Origin of the sequence: Burkholderia sp. JKS000303 (assembly GCF_002563755.1) — a bacterium.
GTDB classification, from domain to species: Bacteria; Pseudomonadota; Gammaproteobacteria; order Burkholderiales; family Burkholderiaceae; genus Burkholderia; species Burkholderia anthina_B.
Map to the genome: position 1 here is coordinate 986,334 of NZ_PDBZ01000001.1, position 24,832 is coordinate 1,011,165.

The 24,832-nt window shown below is 68.0% G+C and carries 22 protein-coding genes; 3 read left to right on the forward strand and 19 right to left on the reverse strand.

What is annotated here, in order from left to right:
* Nucleotides 1–199: 199 nt before the first annotated feature.
* Entirely contained in the window at nt 200–2,542 is a 2,343-nt protein-coding gene (locus BX604_RS04680) for an NADP-dependent malic enzyme (RefSeq protein WP_279609346.1), read from the reverse strand.
* Nucleotides 2,543–2,676: 134 nt separating this feature from the next.
* On the opposite strand from BX604_RS04680, the gene thiL reads away from it, so the two are divergent.
* The 3 genes from thiL to BX604_RS04700 are packed head-to-tail and all read left to right on the forward strand — an operon-like array spanning nt 2,677 to nt 4,742.
* On the forward strand, nt 2,677–3,675 hold the full coding sequence (thiL, locus tag BX604_RS04690; RefSeq protein WP_098549793.1) for a thiamine-phosphate kinase: 999 nt from the start codon (nt 2,677–2,679) through the stop codon (nt 3,673–3,675).
* The gene (locus BX604_RS04695; protein WP_098549794.1) at nt 3,665–4,210 is read left to right on the forward strand and encodes a phosphatidylglycerophosphatase A family protein; all 546 of its coding nucleotides are present in this window, start codon (nt 3,665–3,667) and stop codon (nt 4,208–4,210) included. The genes thiL and BX604_RS04695 overlap by 11 nt, the downstream gene beginning before the upstream one ends.
* Before the next feature lie 31 nt (nt 4,211–4,241).
* Entirely contained in the window at nt 4,242–4,742 is a 501-nt protein-coding gene (locus BX604_RS04700; protein ID WP_098549795.1) for a CinA family protein, read from the forward strand.
* Between the two features lie 41 nt (nt 4,743–4,783).
* Here the strand turns inward: BX604_RS04700 and BX604_RS04705 are convergent, their stop codons facing one another.
* From BX604_RS04705 to mpl, 18 genes are all read right to left on the reverse strand, one after another.
* Nucleotides 4,784–5,842, reverse strand: coding sequence for a phosphorylcholine phosphatase (locus tag BX604_RS04705; RefSeq protein WP_098549796.1), 1,059 nt, complete (start codon nt 5,840–5,842; stop codon nt 4,784–4,786).
* A gap of 193 nt (nt 5,843–6,035) precedes the next feature.
* Nucleotides 6,036–6,863, reverse strand: coding sequence for an orotidine-5'-phosphate decarboxylase (gene pyrF / locus BX604_RS04710; protein ID WP_098549797.1), 828 nt, complete (start codon nt 6,861–6,863; stop codon nt 6,036–6,038).
* A gap of 39 nt (nt 6,864–6,902) precedes the next feature.
* Entirely contained in the window at nt 6,903–7,964 is a 1,062-nt protein-coding gene (locus BX604_RS04715) for an aldose 1-epimerase (protein WP_098549798.1), read from the reverse strand.
* Between the two features lie 68 nt (nt 7,965–8,032).
* Complete coding sequence (locus tag BX604_RS04720; RefSeq protein WP_098549799.1) at nt 8,033–8,848, reverse strand: SDR family NAD(P)-dependent oxidoreductase; 816 nt, start codon at nt 8,846–8,848, stop codon at nt 8,033–8,035.
* 23 nt (nt 8,849–8,871) lie between these two features.
* Nucleotides 8,872–9,888, reverse strand: coding sequence for an L-arabinose ABC transporter permease AraH (gene araH, locus BX604_RS04725; RefSeq protein WP_098549800.1), 1,017 nt, complete (start codon nt 9,886–9,888; stop codon nt 8,872–8,874).
* A gap of 94 nt (nt 9,889–9,982) precedes the next feature.
* Complete coding sequence (gene araG, locus BX604_RS04730) at nt 9,983–11,494, reverse strand: L-arabinose ABC transporter ATP-binding protein AraG (RefSeq protein ID WP_098549801.1); 1,512 nt, start codon at nt 11,492–11,494, stop codon at nt 9,983–9,985.
* A gap of 67 nt (nt 11,495–11,561) precedes the next feature.
* Entirely contained in the window at nt 11,562–12,557 is a 996-nt protein-coding gene (locus BX604_RS04735; protein WP_096506264.1) for an arabinose ABC transporter substrate-binding protein, read from the reverse strand.
* A gap of 102 nt (nt 12,558–12,659) precedes the next feature.
* The gene (locus tag BX604_RS04740; RefSeq protein WP_098552699.1) at nt 12,660–13,439 is read right to left on the reverse strand and encodes an SDR family oxidoreductase; all 780 of its coding nucleotides are present in this window, start codon (nt 13,437–13,439) and stop codon (nt 12,660–12,662) included.
* Nucleotides 13,439–14,116 carry a 2-dehydro-3-deoxy-6-phosphogalactonate aldolase gene (locus BX604_RS04745; RefSeq protein ID WP_098549802.1) on the reverse strand — a complete coding sequence of 226 codons (678 nt, stop codon included), beginning with the start codon at nt 14,114–14,116 and terminating at the stop codon, nt 13,439–13,441. The genes BX604_RS04740 and BX604_RS04745 overlap by 1 nt, the downstream gene beginning before the upstream one ends.
* A 22-nt stretch (nt 14,117–14,138) precedes the next feature.
* Nucleotides 14,139–15,164, reverse strand: a complete 1,026-nt coding sequence (locus BX604_RS04750) for a 2-dehydro-3-deoxygalactonokinase (protein ID WP_098549803.1) — start codon at nt 15,162–15,164, stop codon at nt 14,139–14,141.
* Nucleotides 15,161–16,060 (reverse strand): IclR family transcriptional regulator, encoded by a 900-nt coding sequence (locus BX604_RS04755; RefSeq protein WP_098549804.1) that lies wholly within the window; start codon nt 16,058–16,060, stop codon nt 15,161–15,163. The genes BX604_RS04750 and BX604_RS04755 overlap by 4 nt, the downstream gene beginning before the upstream one ends.
* A gap of 348 nt (nt 16,061–16,408) precedes the next feature.
* Nucleotides 16,409–16,810 (reverse strand): hypothetical protein, encoded by a 402-nt coding sequence (locus tag BX604_RS04765; RefSeq protein WP_098549805.1) that lies wholly within the window; start codon nt 16,808–16,810, stop codon nt 16,409–16,411.
* Between the two features lie 84 nt (nt 16,811–16,894).
* Nucleotides 16,895–18,505, reverse strand: a complete 1,611-nt coding sequence (locus BX604_RS04770) for a S10 family peptidase (RefSeq protein ID WP_098549806.1) — start codon at nt 18,503–18,505, stop codon at nt 16,895–16,897.
* 442 nt (nt 18,506–18,947) lie between these two features.
* Complete coding sequence (gene mtgA / locus BX604_RS04775; RefSeq protein WP_098549807.1) at nt 18,948–19,685, reverse strand: monofunctional biosynthetic peptidoglycan transglycosylase; 738 nt, start codon at nt 19,683–19,685, stop codon at nt 18,948–18,950.
* Between the two features lie 14 nt (nt 19,686–19,699).
* Nucleotides 19,700–20,566, reverse strand: a complete 867-nt coding sequence (aroE, locus tag BX604_RS04780; protein ID WP_098549808.1) for a shikimate dehydrogenase — start codon at nt 20,564–20,566, stop codon at nt 19,700–19,702.
* Complete coding sequence (locus tag BX604_RS04785; RefSeq protein WP_098549809.1) at nt 20,563–22,653, reverse strand: RNB domain-containing ribonuclease; 2,091 nt, start codon at nt 22,651–22,653, stop codon at nt 20,563–20,565. The genes aroE and BX604_RS04785 overlap by 4 nt, the downstream gene beginning before the upstream one ends.
* An 81-nt stretch (nt 22,654–22,734) precedes the next feature.
* Nucleotides 22,735–23,304 carry a YqiA/YcfP family alpha/beta fold hydrolase gene (locus BX604_RS04790; RefSeq protein WP_098549810.1) on the reverse strand — a complete coding sequence of 190 codons (570 nt, stop codon included), beginning with the start codon at nt 23,302–23,304 and terminating at the stop codon, nt 22,735–22,737.
* On the reverse strand, nt 23,301–24,686 hold the full coding sequence (mpl, locus tag BX604_RS04795) for a UDP-N-acetylmuramate:L-alanyl-gamma-D-glutamyl-meso-diaminopimelate ligase (protein ID WP_098549811.1): 1,386 nt from the start codon (nt 24,684–24,686) through the stop codon (nt 23,301–23,303). Before mpl ends, BX604_RS04790 begins: the two co-directional genes overlap by 4 nt.
* Nucleotides 24,687–24,832: the final 146 nt, after the last annotated feature.

Here is a 24,832-nt window from a genome sequence, read left to right on the forward strand (position 1 = left end):
GGCATCTCTCGTATGGCGAGACTCTGCCTCCTTGCCACGCTCGTTACCCAGAGTGGAGAGATGCTGCTGTTGCTTGCGGGAAGCGCGTTCGCGCCCTGCCCGACGGCGTGCCCATTGCGGGCACGCCTCTTTTTGCTTTTGTTTACAATTTTTCCGGTCGCGCCGCACCGGTTCGACCGGCACGGCGCGTGCGCCCGGGTCAGCGCGCGGCGTTCACGTCGGCGACCAGCAGCGCCGCCATGTTGACGATGCGGCGAACGGTCGCCGATTCGGTCAGCACGTGAACCGGCTGGGCAGCGCCCAGCAGGATCGGCCCGATCGCGATGTTGTTGCCGGCGGCCGTCTTCAGCAGGTTGTACGCGATGTTCGCGGCGTCGATGTTCGGCAGGACCAGTACGTTCGCTTCGCCTTCCAGCGTCGATTCCGGCAGGATTTCCTTGCGCAGCGCCGCATCCAGCGCGACGTCGCCGTGCATTTCGCCGTCGACCTTCAGCTCCGGCGCGCGTTCCTGCAGGATCGCGAGCGTATCGCGCATCTTCTGCGCCGAAGGTGCGTTGCTCGTGCCGAAATTCGAGTGCGACAGCAGCGCGACCTTCGGCTCGATGCCGAAACGGCGCACTTCTTCCGCCGCCATGATCGTGATCTCGGCGAGCTGCTCCGGGGTCGGATCGACGTTCACGTGCGTGTCGACGAGGAAGATCTGACGGCCCGGCAGCACCAGCCCGTTCATCGCCGCGTACACGCTGCAGCCGGCGCGCTTGCCAATCACCTGGTCGATGAAGTGCAGGTGGCGGTGCGTGGTGCTGATCGTGCCGCAGATCATCCCGTCCGCTTCACCCTTCTTCACGAGCATCGAGCCGATCAGCGTCGTACGGCGGCGCATCTCGACGCGCGCGAGCTGCTCGCTGATGCCCCTGCGCGACATCATCTTGTAGTACGTCTGCCAGAAGTCGCGGTAGCGCTCGTCGTGCTCGGTGTTGACTACCGTGAAGTCGGTGCCGGGCGTGAGGCGCAGGCCGTAGCGCTGGATACGGTGCTCGATCACCGCCGGGCGGCCGATCAGGATCGGTTTCGCGAGTTTCTCGTCGACGATGATCTGAACGGCGCGCAACACGCGCTCTTCTTCGCCTTCCGCGAACACGACGCGCTTCTTCTCTTCCGACGCGGCGCGCGCGATCTGGAAGATCGGCTTCATCGTCGTGCCGCTGTGGTACACGAACTGCTGCAGATGCTGCTTGTACGCGTCCATGTCCTCGATCGGGCGCGTCGCGACGCCGCCGTCCATCGCGGCCTGCGCGACGGCCGGCGCGATCTTCACGATCAGGCGCGGATCGAACGGCTTCGGAATCAGGTAATCGGGCCCGAACGACAGATCCTGAATGCCATACGCGGTCGCGACGATGTCGCTCTGCTCGTGCTGTGCGAGTTCGGCGATCGCATTGACGGCCGCGATCTCCATTTCACGCGTGATCGTCGTCGCGCCGACGTCGAGTGCGCCGCGGAAGATGAACGGGAAGCACAGGACGTTGTTGACCTGGTTCGGGTAGTCGGTACGGCCGGTCGCGAGCACCGCGTCCGGGCGCACCTCGAGTGCGAGTTCCGGCAGGATTTCCGGGGTCGGGTTCGCGAGCGCGAGGATCAGCGGGCGCTCGGCCATGCCCTTCACCATCTCCGGCTTCAGCACGCCGGCGGCCGACAGGCCGAGGAAAATGTCCGCGCCGTCGATCACTTCGGCCAGCGTGCGCGCTTCGGTTTCGCGGGCGAAACGCTCCTTGTCCGGGTCCATCAGCTCGGTGCGGCCCTTGTAGACCACGCCGGCCAGGTCGGTCACCGTGATGTTCTCGAGCGGCAGGCCGATGTCGACCAGCAGATCCAGACACGCGAGGGCGGCCGCGCCCGCGCCCGACGCGACGAGCTTGACCTTCTTGATGTCCTTGCCGACGACCTTCAGGCCGTTCGTGACGGCCGCGGCCACGACGATCGCGGTGCCGTGCTGGTCGTCGTGGAACACCGGGATCTTCATCCGCTTGCGCGCTTCGCGCTCGACGATGAAGCAGTCCGGCGCCTTGATGTCTTCCAGGTTGATCCCGCCGAAGGTCGGCTCCAGCGCGGCGATCACGTCCACCAGCTTGTGCGGGTCCGACTCGTTCAGCTCGATGTCGAACACGTCGATGCCGGCGAACTTCTTGAACAGGACCGCCTTGCCTTCCATCACCGGCTTCGACGCGAGCGGGCCGATGTTGCCGAGGCCGAGCACCGCCGTGCCGTTCGTGACGACGCCGACCAGGTTGCTGCGCGCGGTGAAACGCGCGGCGTTCAGCGGGTTCTCGACGATTTCCTCACACGCATACGCGACGCCCGGCGAATACGCGAGCGCGAGATCGCGCTGGTTGATCATCTGCTTGGTGGGCGCGATCGCGATCTTCCCCGGGGTCGGGAATTCGTGATAATCGAGAGCGGCTTCGCGGAGCTTGGCTTTGGAGGAGGCTTGGGTCGACATGTGTCTTGGGGCGGGCGGATTAGAATGACTGCTCGACGGCATTGTAGCGCCAATCGAAGCCCGTCAGACCGGCGATTCGGGTGCAACAGCCGCGACAAAAATGTACTGAACGGTGCAGGAACGCCGCCGTTCGCCTCGTACAATGCCGTTCCCTCAACCGCTTCGGATCCCTCGCCGTGCCAGCCGCCCTTTCCGAGTTTTCGCTGATCGATCGCTTCTTCGCACGCCGTGCCGCCCGGGGGCCGCGCGCGGCGACGCTCGGCATCGGCGACGATTGCGCGCTGATCGCGCCTCGATCCGGAAAATTGCTGGCCATTTCGACGGACATGCTGGTCGAAGGCCGCCATTTCTTCCCCTCCGTCGCGCCCGACGCGCTCGGCCACAAGACGCTCGCGGTCAACTTGTCGGATCTCGCGGCGATGGGCGCCGAGCCGCGCGCGTTCACGCTCGCGTGCGCGCTGCCGCGCGCCGACGCGGCGTGGCTCGAGGCATTCAGCGACGGGCTGTTCGCGCTCGCCGAGCGGTTCGGCTGCGAGCTGATCGGCGGCGACACGACGAGCGGGCCGCTGAACCTGTGCGTGACCGTGTTCGGCGAAGTCGCGCCGGATGCCGCGCTGCGACGCGATGCCGCACGCGACGGCGACGACATCTGGGTGTCCGGCACGCTCGGCGACGCGCGCGCCGGGCTCGGGCTCGCGCGCGGCGAATGGGCCGCCGGTGCGGCCGAAGCCGCCGCGTTCCGGCAGGCGCTCGAGCGCCCCGAGCCGCGCATCGCGCTCGGTCTCGCGCTGGCCGGCGTCGCGCACGCGGCGCTCGACATCTCGGACGGCCTCGCCGGCGACCTGCGGCACATCCTGACTCGCTCGAACGTGCGCGCCGATATCGACGCCGACGCGGTGCCGCGCTCGGCCGCGCTCGCGACGCTGCCGCCCGCGGTGCAACGCCAATGCACGCTGGCCGGCGGAGACGACTACGAACTGTGCTTCACCGCGCCCGTCGCGGCCCGTGCGGCGGTCGACGCAGCCGGCGCCAGCGCCGGCGTTCGGGTCACGCGAGTCGGTACAATACGGGCGTTGTCGTCGCCGTCGGAGCAGCCCGCGATCGTGTGGCGCGATGCCGCCGGCACGCCCCTGACTCTCACGTTGCACGGTTTCGACCACTTCCATGCAGACTGACCCGACGACCGCGCCATCCGCGGCCGCGCCCGGCGCCGCGCGGAACGTGCAGCAGCGCGCCACCGCGCGCTTCATGCTGTCGCACCCGGCGCACCTCGTGTCGCTCGGCTTCGGCAGCGGGCTGGCGCCGTTCATGCCCGGCACGTTCGGCTCGCTGTTCGGCTGGCTGACGTTCGTCGTGCTGAACCGCTATCTGACGGTGCCCGAATGGTGGGCGCTGATCGCGCTCGGATTCGTCGGCGGCACGTGGATCACCGGCTTCACCGCACGCAGGATGGGCGCAACCGATCCGGGTCCGATCGTCTGGGACGAAATCGTCGCGGTCTGGCTCGTGATGCTGTTCGTCACGCCCGCGACCTTCGTCGGCCAGCTGTGGGCCTTCGTCGCGTTCCGCCTGTTCGACATGCTCAAGCCGCCGCCGGTCCGCTACTTCGACCGCCGCATGAGCGGCGGCTTCGGCATCATGATCGACGACCTGATCGCCGCCTTCATGACGCTGCTCGTGATTGCCGTGTGGCGCTCCGTCATCGGCTGACCGATTTCCCGACTTTCGTTTCCCGACGCGCATGCCAACCGATTCCGTCGTCCACCAGCTCGCGATCCGCGCAGGCAACAAGCTGCGTGACGAGCACCTGTCGCTCGCCACCGCCGAATCCTGCACGGGCGGCATGATCGCCGCCGCGATCACTGACATCTCCGGCAGCAGCCAGTGGTTCGAGCGCGGCTTCGTCACGTACTCGAACCAGGCCAAGAGCGAGATGATCGGCGTGCCGCCCGACCTGATCGAAAAACACGGCGCCGTCAGCGAGCCGGTCGCCCGCGCAATGGCCGAAGGCGCGCTGCGCAACAGCCGCGCGCAGGTCGCGCTGTCCGTCACCGGCATCGCCGGCCCGGCGGGCGGTAGCGAAAAGAAGCCGGTCGGCACCGTGTCGTTCGGCTGGAGCAACCGGCTGCATACCGACGTCGAGACGCTCGTGTTCAAGGGCGACCGCGAGCAGATCCGCACGCAGGCGGCCGCGCATGCGCTGCGCGGGCTGCTGAAGCTGCTCGACGAACGCGAAGGCTGATTCGTCCGGAACACGGCGGGGCGGCGAGCGCCCCTGCCCGCTTACTGGATCGCGTCGGGCTTCACGACGATCCAGTTCTTGTCCGCCGTGACCGGCAGGCCGAGCGCCTTCTGCTTCGCGGCCGATTCGTCCGACCACGCGCGGATCTGCGCCATCTGCTTGTCCTTCTTGTTCACCCACACGCGCACGCCGCCGCGCGCGACGTCCGTCGCATTCAGCAGCATGTAGCCGTCGGACGTCGGCGTGTCGCCCGCGACCAGCACCGGCTTCTTCCACTGGTCGATCCAGCCGACGATCGAGCCGAGCTTGCCCTCGTACCACGTCATCGGGTTCATCAGGAACGGCGTGATCACGAGCGTGCGGTTCGCGGCTTCGTCGTACTTGCCGGCCTTGATCTGCAGCCGCGACGTCGTCAGCGCGCCCGTGGCCGGGTTGCGCAGCAGCGTCGTCACGCCGATCACGTTCTGCGGCTTCACGTTGTAGCCGTACTTCGGATCGGACAGCACCAGCCGCGCGAGCTCCTCGTGCGCGGCCGTCATCACGTACACCTCGATCCCGTTCTCGCGCAGCACGTTGTACAGCTCCTGCATCCCGCGGAAGAAGCGCGGCGGGTTCGCCGCGCCGTCGACCACCTTGTCGCCCTGCCAGTAGCGGATCGGCACCGGCTTGCCGTCGGCGAGCATCGCGTCGATGTGGCGCTTCAGGTCGGCGAGCGACAGCCCCGCGAACGCCTGCGCGATCCACGGGTAGCAGACCAGGTCGTCGATCTCGCAGAGTCGGTAGTAGTAGCTCGTCAGCGACTCCTTGTAGTCGGCGGAATCCTTGAACGGGATCAGTTTCAGCGACGGGTCGAGCGAGTCGCGCGTGAGCACGCCGCGGTTCTCGAGATACGGCAGCAGCGATTCCTCGAGGTCGTAGCGGTAGGTCGTGTTGTCGGCGTCGAACACCGCGTAGTCGCCACGGTTCGCGTGCTCGGCGATCATCGCGTTCAGCGCCTTCGCGCTGTCCGCCGGCCAGTGCGACAAGTCCGCCGCGTGGGCGAACGACATGCACAACGACGCGGCAAGCGCGCTCAGGAGATGGCGGGACAGCTTGGGCATGGTGTCGCTCCCTTTGTTGACATTTTGGTTACGGATGGATGACAAACGGCAGCATCGCGCGACTAAATTGCCGACATGCGGTGTGGAAGCGACGGGAAGTTGTTCGCGTGCGCCAGGACGGCTCACGGCGGGAAAGCCGCGCGGGGCGCGGCACAAGGCCGCCCGGGCGGGCGGCCTGCGTGTCAGTGCTATTTCAGCGATGCGCGTTGATCGTATCGCGCGTCTTCTGCGCGGCGAGCGCCGCCGCTTCGGCAAAGTCCTCGCCCTTGCTCGCGTACAGGATCGCGCGCGACGAGTTGATCATCATCCCGGTGCCGTCGGCGGTGCGGCCCGCGTTGACGGTCGCCTGCACGTCGCCGCCCTGCGCGCCGATGCCGGGGATCAGGAGCGGCATGTCACCGACGATCCCGCGCACGATCTCGATTTCGTTCGGGAACGTCGCGCCGACCACGAGGCCGAGCTGGCCGTTCTTCGCGTTCCACTTGTTCGCCGCGAGATCGGCCACGACCTGGTACAGCGGCCGGCCGTTGGTGTCGAGAAACTGCAGATCCGAGCCGCCCGGGTTCGACGTGCGGCACAGCACGATCACGCCCTTGCCTTCATGCTCGAAGTACGGCTCGACCGAGTCGTAGCCCATGTACGGGTTCACGGTGACCGCGTCCGCGCGATAGCGCTCGAACGCTTCGCGCGCGTACTGCTCGGCCGTGCTGCCGATGTCACCGCGCTTCGCGTCGAGGATCACGGGCAGGCCCGGGTGCTGGAGGTGGATGTGCGCAATCAGGCGCTCGAGCTGATCTTCCGCGCGGTGCGCGGCGAAGTACGCGATCTGCGGCTTGAACGCGCTCGCATACTGCGCGGTCGCGTCGACGATCTGCCGGCAGAATTCGAAGATCGCATCGGGCTGGCCGTCGAATTGCACGGGAAAGCGCGACGGCTCGGGATCGAGGCCGACGCACAGCAGCGAATTCGTGCGCTGCCACGCGGCGCGCAGCGATTCGATGAAAGTAAGCGGGGAAGACATGGCGGATACTCGCGGCAAACCGTTGGTAGACCGCGTATTTTACCCGCGTCGCCGGCGTCCCTCGCGCGCGGCCGCATCGACGCGCGCATCGGTCCGCTCGACGGTGAACGAAAAACGCCGCGTGAGCCGCTCGCCCGGCGCGAGCAGCGTCATCCCGTGCGCGCCCCCGCCGCCCGGCAGGTTCACCGCATTGATCGGATGATCGACCGGCTCGAAGCAGAAGAAATCCTTGCCGGGCGGCGTAAAGAGCACGTACGCGTCGGCGTCGGCGGCCACCGTCATCGACAGCCCGCGGCGCGGCCAGCTCACCGTCGCGTGGCCGCCCCAGCCGGTAAACGCATGATTGACGAGCGTCGCCGGCAGCGGATACGCGACGCCGAACTGCCAGGCCGGCGGCACGCTCACGTGCCGCACCGGCAGGAAATCGGCGCCCGACAGCCACAGGCCGCCCGCCGCCGCGGCCAGCTCGGTCGCGTCGTCGCGCACCAGGAACGGATGCACGCCGAGCCCGAACGGCAGCCGCGCGCGCCCGGCGTTCTCGATGGTCAGCGCGATCGACAGCGTCGTATCGTCGAGCGCGAACGTCTGGATTGCGCGAAACGCATACGGCGCGCCGCTCGCGCGATCGAGCGACAGCCGCAGCGTCGTGTCGGTCGTGTCGTCCACCTGCCACGGTGCGAGCCAGCCGTCGCCGTGCAGCGGCAGCGACTCGTCGCGGCGGTTGCGCGGCACCGCCACGCTGCGACCGTCGCATTCGAAGCGGCCGTTGGCGATCCGGTTCGAGTACGGCAGCAGCGGATAGCACGCGAGCTCGTTCGGGTCCGCCGCGACTTCCGGGTGCTCGCAGCGACGAAACACCGGCACCAGCGCGCCGTTGTCGCCGCGCCAGTCGAAGCGCGCGATGCCGCCGCCCAGATGCGGCAGCACGTCGAGCCGCAGCGATGCGTTCGACAGCGTGACGGCCGCCGCATGCGCGGCGCCGACGCCCTGCGCGAACGCGGCGGTCTGCGGGCCGGCGCTGACCGGCTGCGCGGCGGCAGCCAGGCGCGCGCGGCGCGACTGGCTCGTGGACGACGATGCGCGCGAGGACGTGGCAGTCATGATGAGCTCCTTTCCTTCGTCGAAGAAACGATGCGGTTCGTTGCGGTTGCGGGATCGCGCGCGAACGCTCAGGCCCAGCCGCCGTCGACCACCACGTCCTGCGCAGTGATCATCCGGCTGTCGTCGGCCGCGAGGAACAGCGCCATCCGCGCGAGATCGTCCGGCAGCAGCTCGGCATCGAGGCACTGGCCGGCCTTGATCGCCGCGCGGCCCGCATCGTCGAGCCACAGCCGGCGCTGCTTGTCGGTCATCACCCAGCCCGGCACCAGCGAATTCACGCGGATACCGAACGGGCCGAGATCGCGCGCGAGCCCGCGCGTGAGCCCCTGCACGGCCGCCTTCGCCATCACGTAGACGGGATAGCCGCCGTTCTTCAGCATCCAGCTGATCGAGCCGAGATTGATGATCGCGCCGCCGCCGTGCTGCTTCATGTCGTCGATCACGGCCTGCGCCGCGAAGAACTGGTGACGCAGGTTCACCGCGATGCCCGCGTCGAACGACGCGGGCGTCACGTCGCCGATCGCGTGACGCACGTCGTTCGCCGCGTTGTTCACGAGCACCGCGATCGCGCCGATGCGTGCGCGGAGCGCGTCGATCGCATCGCGCAGCGCGTCGATGTCGGTCAGGTCGCACGCCAGGAACAGCGGCGCGTGGCGCACGTCAGGCATCTGCGCGACGCGTTCCGCCAGCGCCCGGCCCGCGTGCGCGTCGAGATCGACGAACGCGACGCGCGCGCCCTGCCGCGCGAAGTGCTCGACGAACGCCGCGCCGATGCCGGTCGCGCCGCCCGTGATCAGCACCGCGCGATCTTCGAGGCTCGGGTAGCGCGCGTAGCGTGCGTGGCTCGCGGCGTGCGGATCGTGCGCGGAAGTTTCGATGGTCATGCGGATCGTCTCCGTGGAATCGGTCAGTCGCGTACGCCGCGGTTCTTCAGCTGGTCGAGCAGCACGGCCGCGAGCAGGATCGCGCCGCGCACCAGGTACTGGTAGAACGCGTCGATGTTCAGCAGGTTCATCACGTTCTCGACGGTGCCCATGATCAGCACGCCGATCACGACGCCCGAGATCGTCGCGCGGCCGCCCATCAGCGACACGCCGCCGAGCACGCACGCGGAGATCACGTTCAGCTCGAAGCCCTGTGCGGCGTTCGGCTGGCCCGACGTGATGCGCGACGCGAGAATCACGCCGGCGAGCGCCGTCACCGCGCCCTGGATCAGGAAGATGTACACGCGCGTGCGTTCGACGTTGATCCCCGCGAGCCGCGACGCCTCGGGGTTGCCGCCGATCGCGAGCGTGTTGCGGCCGTACACGGTCTGGTTCAGCAGCACGCCGAACGCGATGAAGCACAGCAGCGTGACCCAGATCGGCAGCGATACGCCGAACATCGACAGCCCGCCGAGCGCGATGAACGTATCCGACGACACGCCGACCGCCTGCCCCTTCGACACGATGAAGCCGAGCCCGCGCACGATCTCCATCGTCGCGAGCGTCGTGATCAGCGCGTTGATGCGCAGATACGCGATCACCGCGCCGTTCACGAAGCCGATCGCCGCGCCGGCCGCGACCGCCGCGATGATCGCGACGAGCGTGTTGTCGGTCGCGTTCAGCACCATCGCGCACAGCACGCCGGAGAACGCGACGGTCGAACCGACCGACAGGTCGAAGTCGCGCGAGGCCAGACAGAACATCATCGTGCACGCGACCATCCCGATCTGCGAGATCGACAGCGCGAGGCCGAGCATGTTGTCGATCGAGAAGAAGTGATCGACCGTCAGCGACATCGTCAGGAACATCACCGCGAAGATCGCGATCAGGCTGTATTCGGTGAGGTGCTGCCACCACTTCTGGCGCTCGCTCTGCTGGGGCACCAGCGTGTCGGCCGACGGCTTCACGGCCGCGCTGGCGAGGTTTTCCCTGACTTGCATGATTGTGTCTCCTGCTTCGCGCGGCCCGCGCCGCGCGTGATCGATTCGAATGTCGTGTACCGCCCGGGGCGACCCGACGCCGCCCCGCGCGGCCTCAGGCCGCCTCGACGGCGCTCGTCTGCGGCAGCGCGAGGCTCAGCACCGAATGCTCGTTCGCCTGTGCGCGCGGCAGCTCGCCCGCGATGCGGCCTTCGCGCATCACGACGATGCGATCGGACACGCCGAGCACTTCCGGCAGTTCCGACGACACCATCACGATCGCGCAGCCACGTTCCGCGAGCCGGTAGATCACGTCGTAGATTTCGTGCTTCGCGCCGACGTCGATGCCGCGCGTGGGCTCGTCGAGGATCACGACCTTCAGGTCGGGCTCCGCGAGCCAGCGCGACAGGATCGCCTTCTGCTGGTTGCCGCCCGACAGGAAGCGGATCTTCTGCCGCCGGTTCGGCGTCTTGATCTTCAGCCGCTGGATGAAGCGGTCGGCCGTTTCGCTTTCCGCCTTGCGGTTGATGAAGAGCCCCGCGCGCAGCGAATGGCGGCGGCAACTGATGTTGATGTTCTCCGCGACCGACGCGATCGCGATGATCCCTTCTTCCTTGCGGTCCTCGGGGCACAGCACGATGCCGTGCCGGATCGCGTCGCCGGTGCGCTTCACGTCGATGCGCGCGCCGTCGAGCGTCAGCGCGCCCGCGCGTCGGCGGTCCGCGCCGTACACGAGCCGCATCAGTTCGCTGCGCCCCGCGCCGACCAGCCCGAAGAAGCCGACGATCTCGCCCGCGCGCACCGAGAAGCTCGCGGGTTCGCGCAGTGCCGGCCCGTCGACGCCTTCGGCGGAAAACCGCACGTCGCCGAGCGCGCGCGGCGCGTAATGGTAGATATCCGAAATTTCGCGCCCGACCATCTCGGCGACGATCCGCTCGCGCGGTACGTCGTCGAGCGACGCATGCGACGCGATCTTGCGTCCGTCGCGAAAGATCGTGCACGCATCGCACAACCGGTAGATCTCGTCCATCCGGTGCGAGATGTAGATCAGCGCACGGCCTTGCGCGCGCAGGTCGTCGACGAGCTTGAACAGCACCTCGGTCTCGCGATGCGACAGCGAACTCGTCGGTTCGTCGAGCGCGATCACGCGCGCGTTGCGCATCAGCGCCTTGCAGATCTCGACCATCTGCCGCTGCGCGATCGACAGCCGCCCGAGCTTCGCATCGGGATTCAGATCGACGCCCATCGCCGCGAGCCGCTCGCGCACGTGGCGCTTCGCCTCGCCCTTTTTCACCCAGCCGAGCGCATTCGGCAGGCGGCCGAGCAGCAGGTTCTCCGCGACCGTCAGGTCGGGCACGTACTGCAGCTCCTGGTGAATCACCGCAATGCCGGCCGCGATCGACGCTGCCGCGCTCGAAAAATGCACGGGCTGGCCGTCGACCAGCACGCTGCCCGCATCGGGCTGATATTCGCCGCCGAGAATCTTCAGCAGCGTCGACTTGCCCGCGCCGTTCTCGCCCATCAGGCCATGCACTTCACCCGCATGCACGTCGAACGAGATACCGTCGAGTGCGCGCACGCCGGGAAAGACCTTGCCGATATTGTCAAAACGCAGTGCCGCTGACACGTCGTCTCCCCACTTCCGGATCGATCGACCGCCGGCCGCCGCATCGCCGCGGCAGCCGGCGGACCGCTTACTTCGACGCGAGCCCCATCTCCTCGCGCACCTTCGACACGTTGTCGCGCGTCGCGAGCATGCCGGTCGTCAGCGTCAGCGGCGGCGGTGCCTTGCCCTGCGTGATCCACGTGTACATCAACTCGGAGGTTTCCTCGCCGTGGCGCTTCGGACTGATGATCACGGTGCCGTAGAAACCCGTCGGCTGCGGCTTCTTGAATTCGTTCAGCGCCGAGTCGGAACCGCCGATGCCGATCCCGATCATGTTGTCGGCCTTGAAGCCGCGCCCTTCCGCCGCACGCACCGCGCCGAGCACGGCCTCGTCGTTCAGGCCGTACGCGACCCAGTGTTTGAACTGCGGGTTCTTCGTGAGCGCGATGTTCGCTGCATTGAACGCGTTCTCGGTGTCGGTCTTTGCCTGCGGCGCCGCGATCACGTTCGCCTTCGGGAAGCCGGCGGCCACCAGCGCGTCGGTCGCGCCGCTCGTGCGGTCGTGCGCGGTCGGCAGCTGCTCGTACGTGATGTCGATCGCGCCGACGTCCTTCATGTCCCAGCCGCGCTTCTTGATCTCGGCCGCGATGCCGTCGCCGACCTGCTTGCCGATGTTGTAGGCGGAAATCCCCATGTGCGGCACCGATTCGATCGGCTTGCCCGCGCCGTCGACCAGGCGGTCGTCGACCGTCATCATCTTCAGGTTGTGCGACTTCGCCTTCGCGACGATGCCCGGCCCGAGCTTCACGTCAGGCGTGCAGATGATGAAGCCCTGCGCCTTCTGCGCGGCGAGGTTGTCGATCGCGCTCATGACCTTCTCGCCCGACGGCGCACCGATCTTCACGAGCGTGAAACCCTTGTCCTTCGCGGCGATCTCCGCGAACTTCCATTCGTCCTGGAACCACGGCTCTTCCGGCTGCTTGACCAGGAAGCCGATCTTGACCGGATCGGACGCGTGCGCAACCGGGCTGCCCATCACCACCGCGGCCGCAGCGGCCAGCGTTACGAACGTTCTGCGTTTCATCTCCAGTGTCTCCTTGTCTTCATCGAACAGGATGCAGCCGCTTGTTGGTTTCGACGCAGCGTGCGCGCGGCCGTCGCACGTGCGGTCTTTCGAATCGTTGCGTCAGTCGTGGTACAGCGCCGCACGCCCGCCGTCGACGGTGATGCATGCGGCATTGATGAACGGCGCCTCGTCGGACGCGAGGAACACGGCCGTCATCGCGACCTCTTCCGGTTTGCCGATCCGCTTCATCGGCTGCAATGCGAGCGTCTCGGCGCGCGCGGCGGCCGGGTCGGCCTGCGCGTCCCACCAGTCGCGCGTGAGCTGCGTCTCGATGTAGCCCGGCGCGATCGCGTTCACGCGCACGTTGCGCGCCGCGTATTCGATGCCGAGCGCACGCGTGAGGCCCAGCACGCCGTGCTTCGCGACCGGGTACGGAAAGCAGCCCGGGATGATCCGGAACGCATGCGTCGACGCGATGTTCACGATGCTGCCGCGGCCGCGTTCGACCATGCCCGGCAGCGCCGCGCGGCAGCCGTGCCACACGCCGTCGAGATCGACCGCGAAGCAGCGGCGCCAGTCGTCGTCCGTCATCGTCAGCGGATCGGCGAACACGTTGATGCCGGCGTTGTTCACGAGCACGTCGAGCGGACCGAACGCGGCTTCGGTCTGCGCGAGCGCGTCGCGCACCGACGCCTGCTGCGCGACGTCGGCATGCAGCGCGAGCACGCGTGCGCCGTCGATGTCGCGCGCGATCGCGGCGGCCGTGCGCTGCGCCTGCGGGAAATCGAGGTCGACGAGCGCGACGGCCGCGCCTTCGCGAGCGAACGCGTGCGCGATCGCGGCGCCGATCCCGCGGCCCGCGCCCGTCACCATCGCGACCTTGCCCGCGAGGCGTTCCATCATGCGGCTCCGCCGCGCGCGACGCGCAAGCCGGCCTGGAATGCGCGCGCGTTCGCCGCGGTCGCGTCCGCCGACTGACCGGGCCGGTACAGCGCCGAGCCGAGCCCGAAGCCGTTGGCGCCGGCCGCGAGGAACGGCTGCATGTTGTCCGGCGAGATCCCGCCGACCGGAATCAGCGGCACCGCGCGGTCGATCACCGCGCGCCACGCCTTCACGACCGGCACGCCGAGTTGCTCGGCCGGGAACATCTTCAGCACGTCGGCGCCGTTCGCGAGCGCGGCGAACGCTTCGGTCGGCGTGGCGACGCCCGGTGCGCTCGCAAGCCCGCGCTCGCGCGCGCGGCGAATCACGGCCGCGTCGCTGTGCGGCATCACGATCAGCGTGCCGCCCGCATCCTGCACGCGGTCGACAAATTCGGCGCGCAGCACGGTGCCCGCGCCGACGATCATGTCGTCCGGCAGCACGCGGCGCAGCGCCGCGATGCTGTCGAACGGATCGGGCGAATTGAGCGGCACCTCGACGATCCGGAAGCCGGCTTCGTACAGCGCGAGACCGTGGTCGGCCGCTTCGACGGGCGTGATGCCGCGCATGATCGCAATCAGCGGGCACGCGTCGAACGCGCGCATCAGTGCGGCGTGCGGGGTGTACGGCGCGGGCAGCGTAAGGTCGGACGACATCGGCAATTCCTCTTCAGTCAATTCATTGGTCCGCGCAGACGGGCTCGCCGTCCGCACGCACGAGCCCGGCACGCGATGCAATGCGCCACAGCCCGCGCTCGGTCGCCTGCGCGACGACGCGCGCATGCGTGCAGCCGAACACGCGCAGCGCATCCACGTAGCGCGCACATAATCCGTCGTCGCCGATCAGCAGCAGCGGCTGGTTCGCGAGCGCGACGCCGCGCTCCCCGAGCATCGCGTCGAGCGCGTTCAGTTCATGGCCGATCAGCAGGCCGGACAGGTAGTCGCCCTGCGCGTCGGGAGCGAGCCGGTCGGTCAGGCCGAGCGTGCGCGTGCTGAAGATCGTCGCGAGCAGCCCGGTGCGCTGCGCGCCGCGCGCCACCGTCACGCCGCGCGCGAACGCCGCGCGGTCGCCCGAGGCGCTCGCGCGCATCGTGCGGCCGAGGATCGTGTGGTCGCGCAGCGCGGCGAACAGTTCGCCCGTCATGAAGGTCTGGAAGCGCTCGATGAGCCCGTCCTTCACCCACGCCCACTTCGCATGCGTGCCCGGCAAGCCGATCAGTACCCCTGAACGATCGGCATCAAGCATGGGATCGTTCGCAAGTGCGCCGAATATCTGCGTTTCTTCGCCGCGCATCACGTCGGGCAGCTCGCCCGTCGCGATCACGCCCGGCACGATCGACACCGCGGTGCCGCGCGACGTCGTCACCGTGACGAGGCCCGCGACGAGCGCGTCGGCGCCGGCCGGCACCTCGACGTACGGCGCCTCGCGCCAGCCCTGCGCGCTGCCGACCATCCCGGCGGCCAGCACCGGCACGCCCGGTGCGCGGTCGAGCCAGTCGCCGCACGCCTCCTCGAACACGACGTCGAACGCGCGCGCGCCGCCGGCCGGCACGTGCATCACGCCCGCCGCGCGGCTGCGCGTGTCGATGAGTGCGCCGTGCGCGTCGAACAGATACGCGCGCAGCGACGTCGTGCCCCAGTCGAGCGCGATCAGCGACGGTGCGGCGGAACTGGCGTCCGGAATGGTCCGGGTCGAATTGGTCATCGTTTGATCCTGCGGGTACCCTGCGGCGGGCTCCAGCCCAGCTCCGCGGAAATCGCTCGCGCTTCGCGCTGCACGAGCGGAATCAGTTCGTCCATCCGGTCGTGCGGCATGTACGGAATCGTGCTCGCGACCGACACGGCCGCGACGATCGCGCCCGATGCGTCGCGAATCGGCGCGGCCACGCAGCGGATCGACGCCTCGTTTTCCTCGAGGTCGAACGTATAGCCGCCGGCCGCGTAGTGCGCCATGCGCTGCAGGAACGCGCTCGTTTCGGGCCGGTTGTCCGGCTTGAAATTGACGCCGGCCAGCGCGCGCCGCGCGGCCTCGAACAGCGAGCGCCACAGATCCGGATCGAGGTCGAGCATCATCGCCTTGCCGATGCCGGTCGATGCGAGCGGCATCCGGTGGCCGACGCGCGAGCGCATCTCGAGGCCGCGCGTGCCGGGAATCTTGTCGATGTACAGCACGTCGTCGCCGTCGCGCACGCCGAGGTGGATCGTGTCGAGCGTCGCTTCCGCGAGCGCTTCGAGGTGCGGGCGCGCCACCGCCGTGAGCGGCATCTGTTCGAGCGCGATCGTGCCGAGCTCGATCAGCTTCGGGCCGAGCAGGTAGCCGCCCTGCACCTGGCGCAGGTAGCGCGCCTGCACGAGGCTGCTGACGAGCCGGTGCGTCGTGCTGCGCGTCGTGCCGAGCGCGGCGCCGATCGCGCGCATGTCGCGCGCACCGTTGGCGATCGCCTCGAGGATCGCGAGACCGCGCAGCAGCGTCTGCGTGCCGGCCTGCTGCGCGGCGAGATCGAGCGGCGTGCTGGTGGCGCCGATGCTGTCCGTGAGCGGCGCATCGTCCGGCGTCGCGCGCCGGGCGTCGAGAGCAAGGGAGTCGGGCATCTTGGTCATGGAACAGGCTTCTTCAACGGAATCGGTGAAGCCGTTGTCGCAATGCCGGAACGGCGTCCGGCGACGCGGCAAGGCGGCGGTCGATGCACCGAGGAAAGCGCCCGGCGAACTTCATGGAAGGTGTCTCCGTATGCGTCGGGCGCCGCGCGATGCGTGGGTCCGAAGCTGTCGATGTGCTTCGGATTGTAGGAGCGCACGCATTCGTCTCCAATATTTGAATGCATTGTCCAGATAATGAGATAAGCGATGAAAAGCGCGCCGGTCGTCGCGAAACGGCCGTGCCATGTGCACGGGGGCGGAACCCGCCGCATCGCAGGTTCCGCCCCCGTTTGTTCATGCCCGGCGCGCTTACTGCTGGTTCGTGCTGCGCGCCTGCATGTAGTGCTGCACGTCGGAGAACGACACGCGGCCGCTGCCGCTCGAATCGATCTGCCGGAAGTGGTTCGCGACATAGCCGAGGCCGGCCGCGCGCGCCTGTGCCTGCGTGATCGACCCGGTGTTCTGCGTGTCGGCCGCGCCGAACTGCCGCGCGAGCTTGCGCACCACCTGCGCGTGCAAGGCGGCGCCGGTCGTCTGCGTGCCGGCGGTCGGCTTGCGCGCGGCCGGCGGCACGTACGGATCGCCGAGCTGCGCCTGGCGCGCACGCGCCGGGGCAACGGTGTCGCTCGCCTGCGCGAACGCGGACAGGGATACGGATGCAATGCCGCCGCATGCAAGCGCCGCGGCAACGACGATGAAACGTTTCTTCATGTCAGGCTCCAGTCTGGAATGAGGTCGTCGACGGCCGGCGAACGGCGCCGCCACGGGCGCGCGTCGCCAGGCCCGCACATCGCATCAGTGCGCGGCCGCGTTGTAGAAGGTCACGAGGTCGGCTTTCTCCTGCGGACGCGACGTGTCGTCGAGATAGACCATGTGTCCACCCTGATAGTCCTTGATCGTCAGGTTCGGTTGCGTTCCGAGTCGCGCGAGGTCGAGCTCGGTCTGGTAGAACGGCGTCGCGATGTCGTGATACCCGTTCAGCGACAGCACCTTCAGCGACGGATTGAGCGTGAGCGCCGCGGCGAGATCGGGGATCGTATCGGGCATCGCGAGGCCGTCGTGCGTCCAGTCCCACGTGTTGATCGCATTGCTGCTCAGCGAATACGCGGACTGCGCGCTGTACTTCAGCACGTTCGGCAGATAGGTGCCGATCGTGTCCGTGAACGGCTTCGTGATGTACGTGCTCGACGGATCGCCTTCCGCCGCGAGCGGGCTCGACGACGGCACGTTCACGCGTGCATCGTAGCGGCCGATCAGCGTGCCCGGGATCAGCGACACCTGGAAGCTGTTGTCGAAGAAGGTCGGGACCACGTTGAAGTCGGCGTTCCACAGCGCCTGCTTCACGCCGGTCGAATTCACCATCGTCGTGACGAGCGTCGGCGACGGCGGCGTGTGGCTCGCGAGATACGCGTTCACCGCCGGCGCGTAGCTGCCGGCCGTCAGCAGGCGCATCTGGTCCGCGTACTGCGGCAGGCTCGACGGATTCGGATTGTCGAGCTGATAGTACGCGCCGACGGTGCCGTAGGACGGCACGAAGCCCGCGCAGCTGACCGGGCTCGAGCCGTTGTTCGAGTTGCCGACATAGTCGCTCGCCATGTCGCAGTTGGCGTTGTAGTTCAGGATCGACGATTGCAGCACGATCCCGGCCAGGTTCACGCCGGCCGTCTCGAGCAGGTTCGCGAGCACGTCGGTGCGCGGCGTGCCGTACGACTCGCCGAACAGGTACTTCGGCGAATCGTTGCGCTGGTTCACCGCGAGGTAGCGCGTGACGAAGTCGCGGAACGCGCCGCCATCCTGGTCGACACCCCAGAACGTCTGGTTCGTGTTCGGCGCGATGGCTTCGGAGAAGCCGGTGCCGATCGCATCGACGAACACGAGGTCGGTCGTGTCGAGCAGGCTTTCCGCGTTGTCGACGAACGGGAATGTCGACGTGTTCGCGTTCGGGTCGCCAGTCTGGATCCGTTTCGGGCCGAACGAGCCGAGATGCAGCCACACCGACGCCGAGCCGGGGCCGCCGTTGTACAGGAACGTGACGGGCCGCTTCGCCGCGGGCTGGTTATCGGCCGTGTACGCGACGTAGAAGAACGATGCTTCGGGCGCGCCCGTCTGCGGATTGCGTGCGACGAGGTGGCCGGCCGTGGCCGTGTAGTGGATCGTCTTGCCGTTCAGCGTGATCGTGTGATGCGTGACGGCGGCCTTTTCGACCGCAACGGACGCATCGAGCGACGCGGTCGCACTCGACGAATAACTGTTCGGATCGTTGTACGGCTTGTCCACCTGAGCGGCGGGATCGGCTGAACTGTCGGTGCCTGTCGCAGCGGACGACGTCACGTCGTCGTTGCAGGCCGTCAGGATCAGCGAAGAGAACACAACCCCCAACAACAGCTTCGCTTTGCTCGCTGGCATCGTTGCTTTCCTTCTCTCGAATGTTTTTTGTGTCGAGCAGCCGGGTAAGCCGCCCCCCGCCTCGAGTGCGGCCGATAAGCCGAGGCGCTGGCCAATATACGCGAGCAGGTGGGCTTTGAAAAATTTGGAAATATTTGACCCGAAGCCGGTGCAGTGCACACCTTTCAACAATGCTTCGATTGGCGAACCATTCAATTTCATTCGCCTTTCATTGCATGCCGTGTTTATCGGGACGCACTAAAAATCCACGAATTTCGTGCCATATCGGCAAACAAAATCACGCGGCTGCCGGCATCGTTCAATCAAGCGAAATAGACGGATTCGTCTAATGGATGTGGCCCGAAATGCGGGCGACACGAATGCGCTGCAGCGCACCAATGCTGCGTCGGCGACGAAACGGATGATGCGGCGGCGCGAGCGCGCTGCTCACGGCATCACTGCTTCACTGCGATTGCGGGAGTTCGGCCGCGCCCATCCGGCGGGCAATGACGGCCGCGCGCTGCGCCTGGTAGGCCGAGCCGCGATGGGTGTCGAACCAGCGCGGCTTCGGCAGCATCACCGCGAGGCGCGCCGACTGCCATGCACCGAGCCGGCTTGCGGGAATCTTGTAGTAATAGCGTGCGGCGGCCTCGGCGCCGTACACGCCGCGCCCCCACTCGACCGAATTCAGGTAGATCTCGAAGATCCGCTCCTTGTCGAGCACCGTCTCGAGCATCCACGTGATGATGAGTTCCTGCCCCTTGCGGATGTAGCTCTTCTCGCGCGACAGGAAGAGGTTGCGCGCGAGTTGCTGCGTGATCGTCGAACCGCCCGCGACGATCCGGCCGCGCGCCTTGTTCTTCTCCCACGCCTGCAGGATCGCGTCGACGTCGTAGCCGTTGTTGGTCGCGAACGTCGAATCCTCGGAGGCGATCAGCGCGCGCTTCAGGTTGCGCGAGATCTGGTCGTACGGCACCCATTGGTGCCGGATCTGCGCGGGTGGATTCTCGCGCGACAGCCACCATGCGTCGGTACGCATGAACGCGGTCGAACCGGGATTGATGAACGACCACAGCGCGATCTGCACGAGATAGAACAGTTGCGTCGCGAGCCATGCGCCCGCGAACACCGAACCCGCATAGACGATCCAGCGGGCCGGGCTCACCGTCCGCGTGCGCTGCGCGTCGCTCACCGCCGCCACGTGCCGCTCGCCGCTCAGTTCGCGGCGAGCGCCTGGCGCAGCGCGGCGAGCACCGACGCGCCGTCCGGCCGCACGCCGCGCCAGATGAAGAACGATTCGGCAGCCTGCTCGACCAGCATCCCGAGGCCGTCGGCCGTGCGTGCGCCGAGCGACGCCGCATGCTGCATGAACACGGTCGGCTGCGCGCCGTACATCATGTCGTACGCGAGCGTGCCCGCGCCGAACGCGGCCGGGTCGCATTCCGGCAGCGCCGCATCGAGGCTGCCGGCCGTCGCGTTGACGATCACGTCGTACCGCTCCGCCCGCACTTCCTCCGGACCACCGCCCGACAGCACGCAACCCGCATCGTGCGCGGCCTGCGTGAACTGGCCGACCAGCGTCTCGGCCTTGCTCGCCGTGCGGTTCACGATCGTGATCGACAGCGGCGCGCGGTCGAGCATCGGCAGCACGACGCCGCGCGCCGCACCGCCCGCGCCGAGCAGCAGGATGCGTGCACCCGCCAGCGACACGCCGAGATTCAGTTCGATGTCGCGCACGAGGCCGACGCCATCGGTGTTGTCGCCGTGGATGTGGCCGTCGGCGTCGATGCGCAGCGTGTTCACCGCGCCCGCTGCTGCCGCGCGCGGCGACAGCGTGTCGGCGAGCGCATGCGCGTCGAGCTTGAACGGCACCGTCACGTTCGCGCCGCGGCCGCCTTCGGCGATGAACGCGCGCACGGCGGGCTCGAAGCCGTCGACCGGCGCGAGCCGGTGTTCGTAGACGATCGCCTCGCCCGTCTGCGCGGCGAACTGCGTGTGGATGAACGGCGACTTGCTGTGCGCCACCGGATTGCCGAACACGACATAGCGGTCGGCGCTGCCCGTCGATACGGCCGCGGTCATGATGCGCGCCCCTCTTCGCTGCCGTTACCGTTGCCGCTCGCGGCCTCGCCGCCTTCGGCCGCCGCGCCGTCCGCCTCGGCCAGCGCTTCGGCTTCGGTTTCGGCCGACGCGTCTTCCGCATCGACCAGCGTATCGTCGCCGCCTTCGGTCTCTTCCTCGTCGTCGGCCGCGTCACCGCTCGTCACGGTCGGCGCGTCGAGCACGTTCAGCAGTCGCACCGATGCCTCGATCGTCAGCTCGTCGAGCGACATCACGTCGAGCAGCACGCGGGTGCCGCGCGCATGCACGCCGAGCCCCGGCACGTGCAGCAGCAGCGGGATTTCCTCCAGACGCACGAGATCGCCCTTCACGACGCTCGCCACGACGTGCTTCTTCTGCTCCTGCTTGAGCCAGCGCAGGCACCAGAAGTACTCCATCCGGCGCTGGTAGTCGGCGTACGCGGTATAGGTGTCGTCGAAGCCCTGTACGACCGCGTACAGGTCGGCGTCCTTCGGCTTGAACGGCGCGGCGAGCTTCGCCGTGACGCCGTGCTGCACGCACGCGAGCAGCTGCCACTGGTTCACGAGGTCGACATAGCGGCGCAGCGGCGACGTGCTCCACGCGTACTGCGCGACGCCGAGGCCTTCGTGCGGCGCGGCCGTCGTCTGCATCCGCGTGCGCTTCGGGCCCGGCGCGCCGAAGCCGCGCTGCGAGCGGTAGATGCCCGGCACCGTGTGATCGTGCAGGAACGCGCCCCACGTCGAGTTCGCGAGGATCGCGAGCTCCGACACGATCAGGTCGAGCGGCGAGCCGCGGCGACGCGGCGTGATCGACACGTGCTCGCCTTCGACGTAGAAGTTGTAGTCGGTGTTGCGCTGCACTTCGCGCTTCAGGCCGTAGCCCGCGCGCGCGACCTGGCGCTTCTCGAACAGCGCCTGCGCGAGCGGCCACAGCACGGCGATGTCGTCCTTGTGCGGGTAGTCGCCGGTGCCGGCCGCGAGCGTCTCTTCGTTGACGAGTTCGTCGAGCGTGTTGTGACGCAGGTTGTTCTTCACGTACACGAGTTCGGCACGCGTCTCGTTCGCGACGATGTCCTGCGTTTCGCGATTGACGATGATGTACAGCGACAGCGCCGGGCGGTAGTCGCCCTCTTTCAGCGTGAACACGTCGACGACGTCGTCCGGCAGCATCGTGATCTTGTCGCCCGGCATGTAGACGGTCGACAGGCGCGCGCGCGCGATCGCGTCGACCGCGTCGCCGCGCACGATGCCGAGCGCCGGCGCCGCGATGTGCACGCCGATCCGCACGCGACCGTCGGACAGGTGCTCGACCGAGAACGCGTCGTCGATTTCGGTCGTCGTGATGTCGTCGATCGAGAATGCCTGGACGTCCGCTCGCGGCAGGTCGTCCGGCAGCGCGCCGACCGTGACGGCCGGGAAGCCCGTGCCGTGCGGGAAAAATTCCGCGAGGAAACGCGCTTCATGCAGCGCGCGCGCCGACTCGATGCCGCCGCAGTCGAGCATCAGCCGCGCCGGCGATACGCCGCGCGCACCGGCCGCGGCCTCGAGCGCCTTGTATTCGATCGCGTTCTTGTCCGGCCGCGTCAGCAGCCCGAGCACCTTGCCCACGAACGCTTCCGGCAGCTTGCCGGCCTTCAGCTCCTCTTCATACTGCACCTGGACGAGCGCCTGCTGGCGCTTGCGCTCGAGCGACGCGAGCGCCATCTTGAGCTGCTCTTCCGGCGCGCGCTGGTACTGGCCGCGCCCCTTGCGGCGGAAATAGACGGGCGAGCCGTGCAGGCGCAGCACGAGCGCCGCGCGCTCGACCGGGCCGTAGGTCGCACCGAAGTAATCCGCGGCCAGCGCCGTGTAGGCGAACTCGTCGGCCGGCGCGCATTCCCACAGGAAATCCAGGTCGATCTGCTGCGCGGCCGTATCGGCTTCCTGCATCAGCTCGCCTGCGGCCGGCTTCTCGAATTCGATCAGCACGTCCTTTGCGCGTACCTTCGCCCGCCGCCCGCCGGGCAACTCGACCTGAAATGCGTCGCCCTGGCGCGACAGCACGCTGCCCGCCTTGAAACTGCCCGATTCCTCGAAGAAAACGTTCACTCAGTACTCTCGTTCAGACTGCCGGGCGCCGCATCGGCGGCGCCGCATGATGATGGGAATTCGATCGGCATAACGCCGGGTTCATGACGTTCTGTCGTCGCAAAAAGCGAGAACGTCGTCGACATAGTCGGCAAATTCGCTGATTCCGTGATCGCTGCCGTCGATCACGCGCGTCTTCGCGCCCGGGTAATGGGCGAGCATCTCGCGGTAGTCGAGCACTTCGTCGCCGGTCGCCGCGAACAGATAGTAGCGTTCGGGCCGCGAAATCGCCGGCACGCGCAGCGCATCCAGCTCATGCAGATGCCGGCGCTCGACGACGATCGACCCGCCGCCGTGCCACAGCGGCTGTTCGCCCAGATAGTGTTCGAGATCGCGCTGCGGCACGATCGCCGGATTCAGCAGCACCGCCTTCCAGCCGTGCTTTTCCGCCAGCCAGGTCGCGTAGTAGCCGCCGAGCGAGCTGCCGACCACCGTCACGTCGCGCGCGCCGGCCACCTCGGCCTCCGCGACGGCGATCGCGTCGAGCGGCGACACCGACAGCGACGGACAACGCCATTCGCCCGTGCGGCCGAGTTCGGCCATGCGCGCGGCAAGCAGCCGCGACTTCTGCGACTCCGGCGACGAGCGGAATCCGTGCAGATACAGGATCACGCGCGGCTCCCGAGCGCGTCGAGCAGCTTCTGGTGCACGCCGCCGAAACCGCCGTTGCTCATCACGAGCACGTGGTCGCCCGGACGCGCGGCCTCGACGACCGACTTCACCAGCAGATGCAGGTCGTCGAACGCACGCGCCTTGTCGCCGAGCGGCGCGAGCGCGTCGCCCAGATTCCAGCCGAGCGCGTCGCGCCCGGTCGGCGCGCCGTAGCCGAACACCAGATCGGCGTCGGCGAGGCTCGCCGGCAGTTGCGCCTTCATCACGCCGAGCTTCATCGTGTTCGAGCGCGGCTCGAGCACGGCGAGGATGCGGGAGTTTTCGCGACCGATTCGCGCACGAAGGCCGGCGATCGTGGTGTCGATCGCGGTCGGGTGGTGCGCGAAGTCGTCGTAGACGGTCACGCCGTCGACGCTGCCGCGCACTTCCATGCGCCGCTTCACGTTGCGGAACGACGCGAGGGATTCGGCGGCCTGCGCGGGCGGCACGCCGACGTGGCGAGCGGCCGCGATCGCGGCGAGCGCGTTCATCCGGTTGTGATCGCCCTGCACCTGCCACGCGACTTCACCGACGCGTTCGGCTTGCGAGTACACCGCGAAGCGCTCGTCGACGGGCACGCCGTCCTCGGCCGGCAGCGCCTGCCAGCCGCCGTCCACGCCGAAGCGCTCGACTTCGCTCCAGCAGCCGCGCGTGAGCACGCGCTCGAGCGCGTCCGAGCGGCCGTTCGTGACGATCCGGCCGACGCCCGGCACGGTGCGCACGAGATGGTGGAATTGCGTTTCGATCGCGGCGAGATCCGGGAAGATGTCGGCGTGATCGAATTCGAGATTGTTGAGCACCGCGGTGCGCGGCCGGTAGTGGACGAACTTCGAGCGCTTGTCGAAGAACGCCGTGTCGTATTCGTCGGCCTCGATCACGAAGAAGCTCGAATCGGTCAGCCGGGCCGACACGCCGAAGTTCAGTGGCACGCCGCCGATCAGGAAACCCGGGTTCAGGCCCGCATCCTCCAGCAGCCACGCGAGCATCGACGACGTGGTCGTCTTGCCGTGCGTGCCCGCGACCGCCAGCACCCACTTGCCGGCCAATACGTGCTCGCCGAGCCATTGCGGGCCGGATACGTACGGCAGGCCGCGATCGAGGATCGCCTCCATCAGCGGATTGCCGCGCGTGACGACGTTGCCGATCACGAACAGGTCGGGCTTCAGGTCGATCTGCTCGGCGCCATAGCCCTCGATCAGCTTGATGCCCTGCGCCTCGAGCTGCGTGCTCATCGGCGGATAGACGCCCGCGTCGCAACCCGTCACCGTGTGGCCCGCCTCGCGCGCGAGCACGGCCAGACCGCCCATGAAGGTGCCGCAGATGCCAAGAATGTGGATATGCATAGATGAATGCTTTCGCGCCGCCGGGCGCCGTCGATTCGAAAGGAAGGTCTGCGGCACGCCGGACAGGCCGTTCGGCCGACGCCCGGTCAACGACTTTCGCCGCGACACAAAGACCGTCATTGTAACTGACGGCCTGCCGTGCCCGG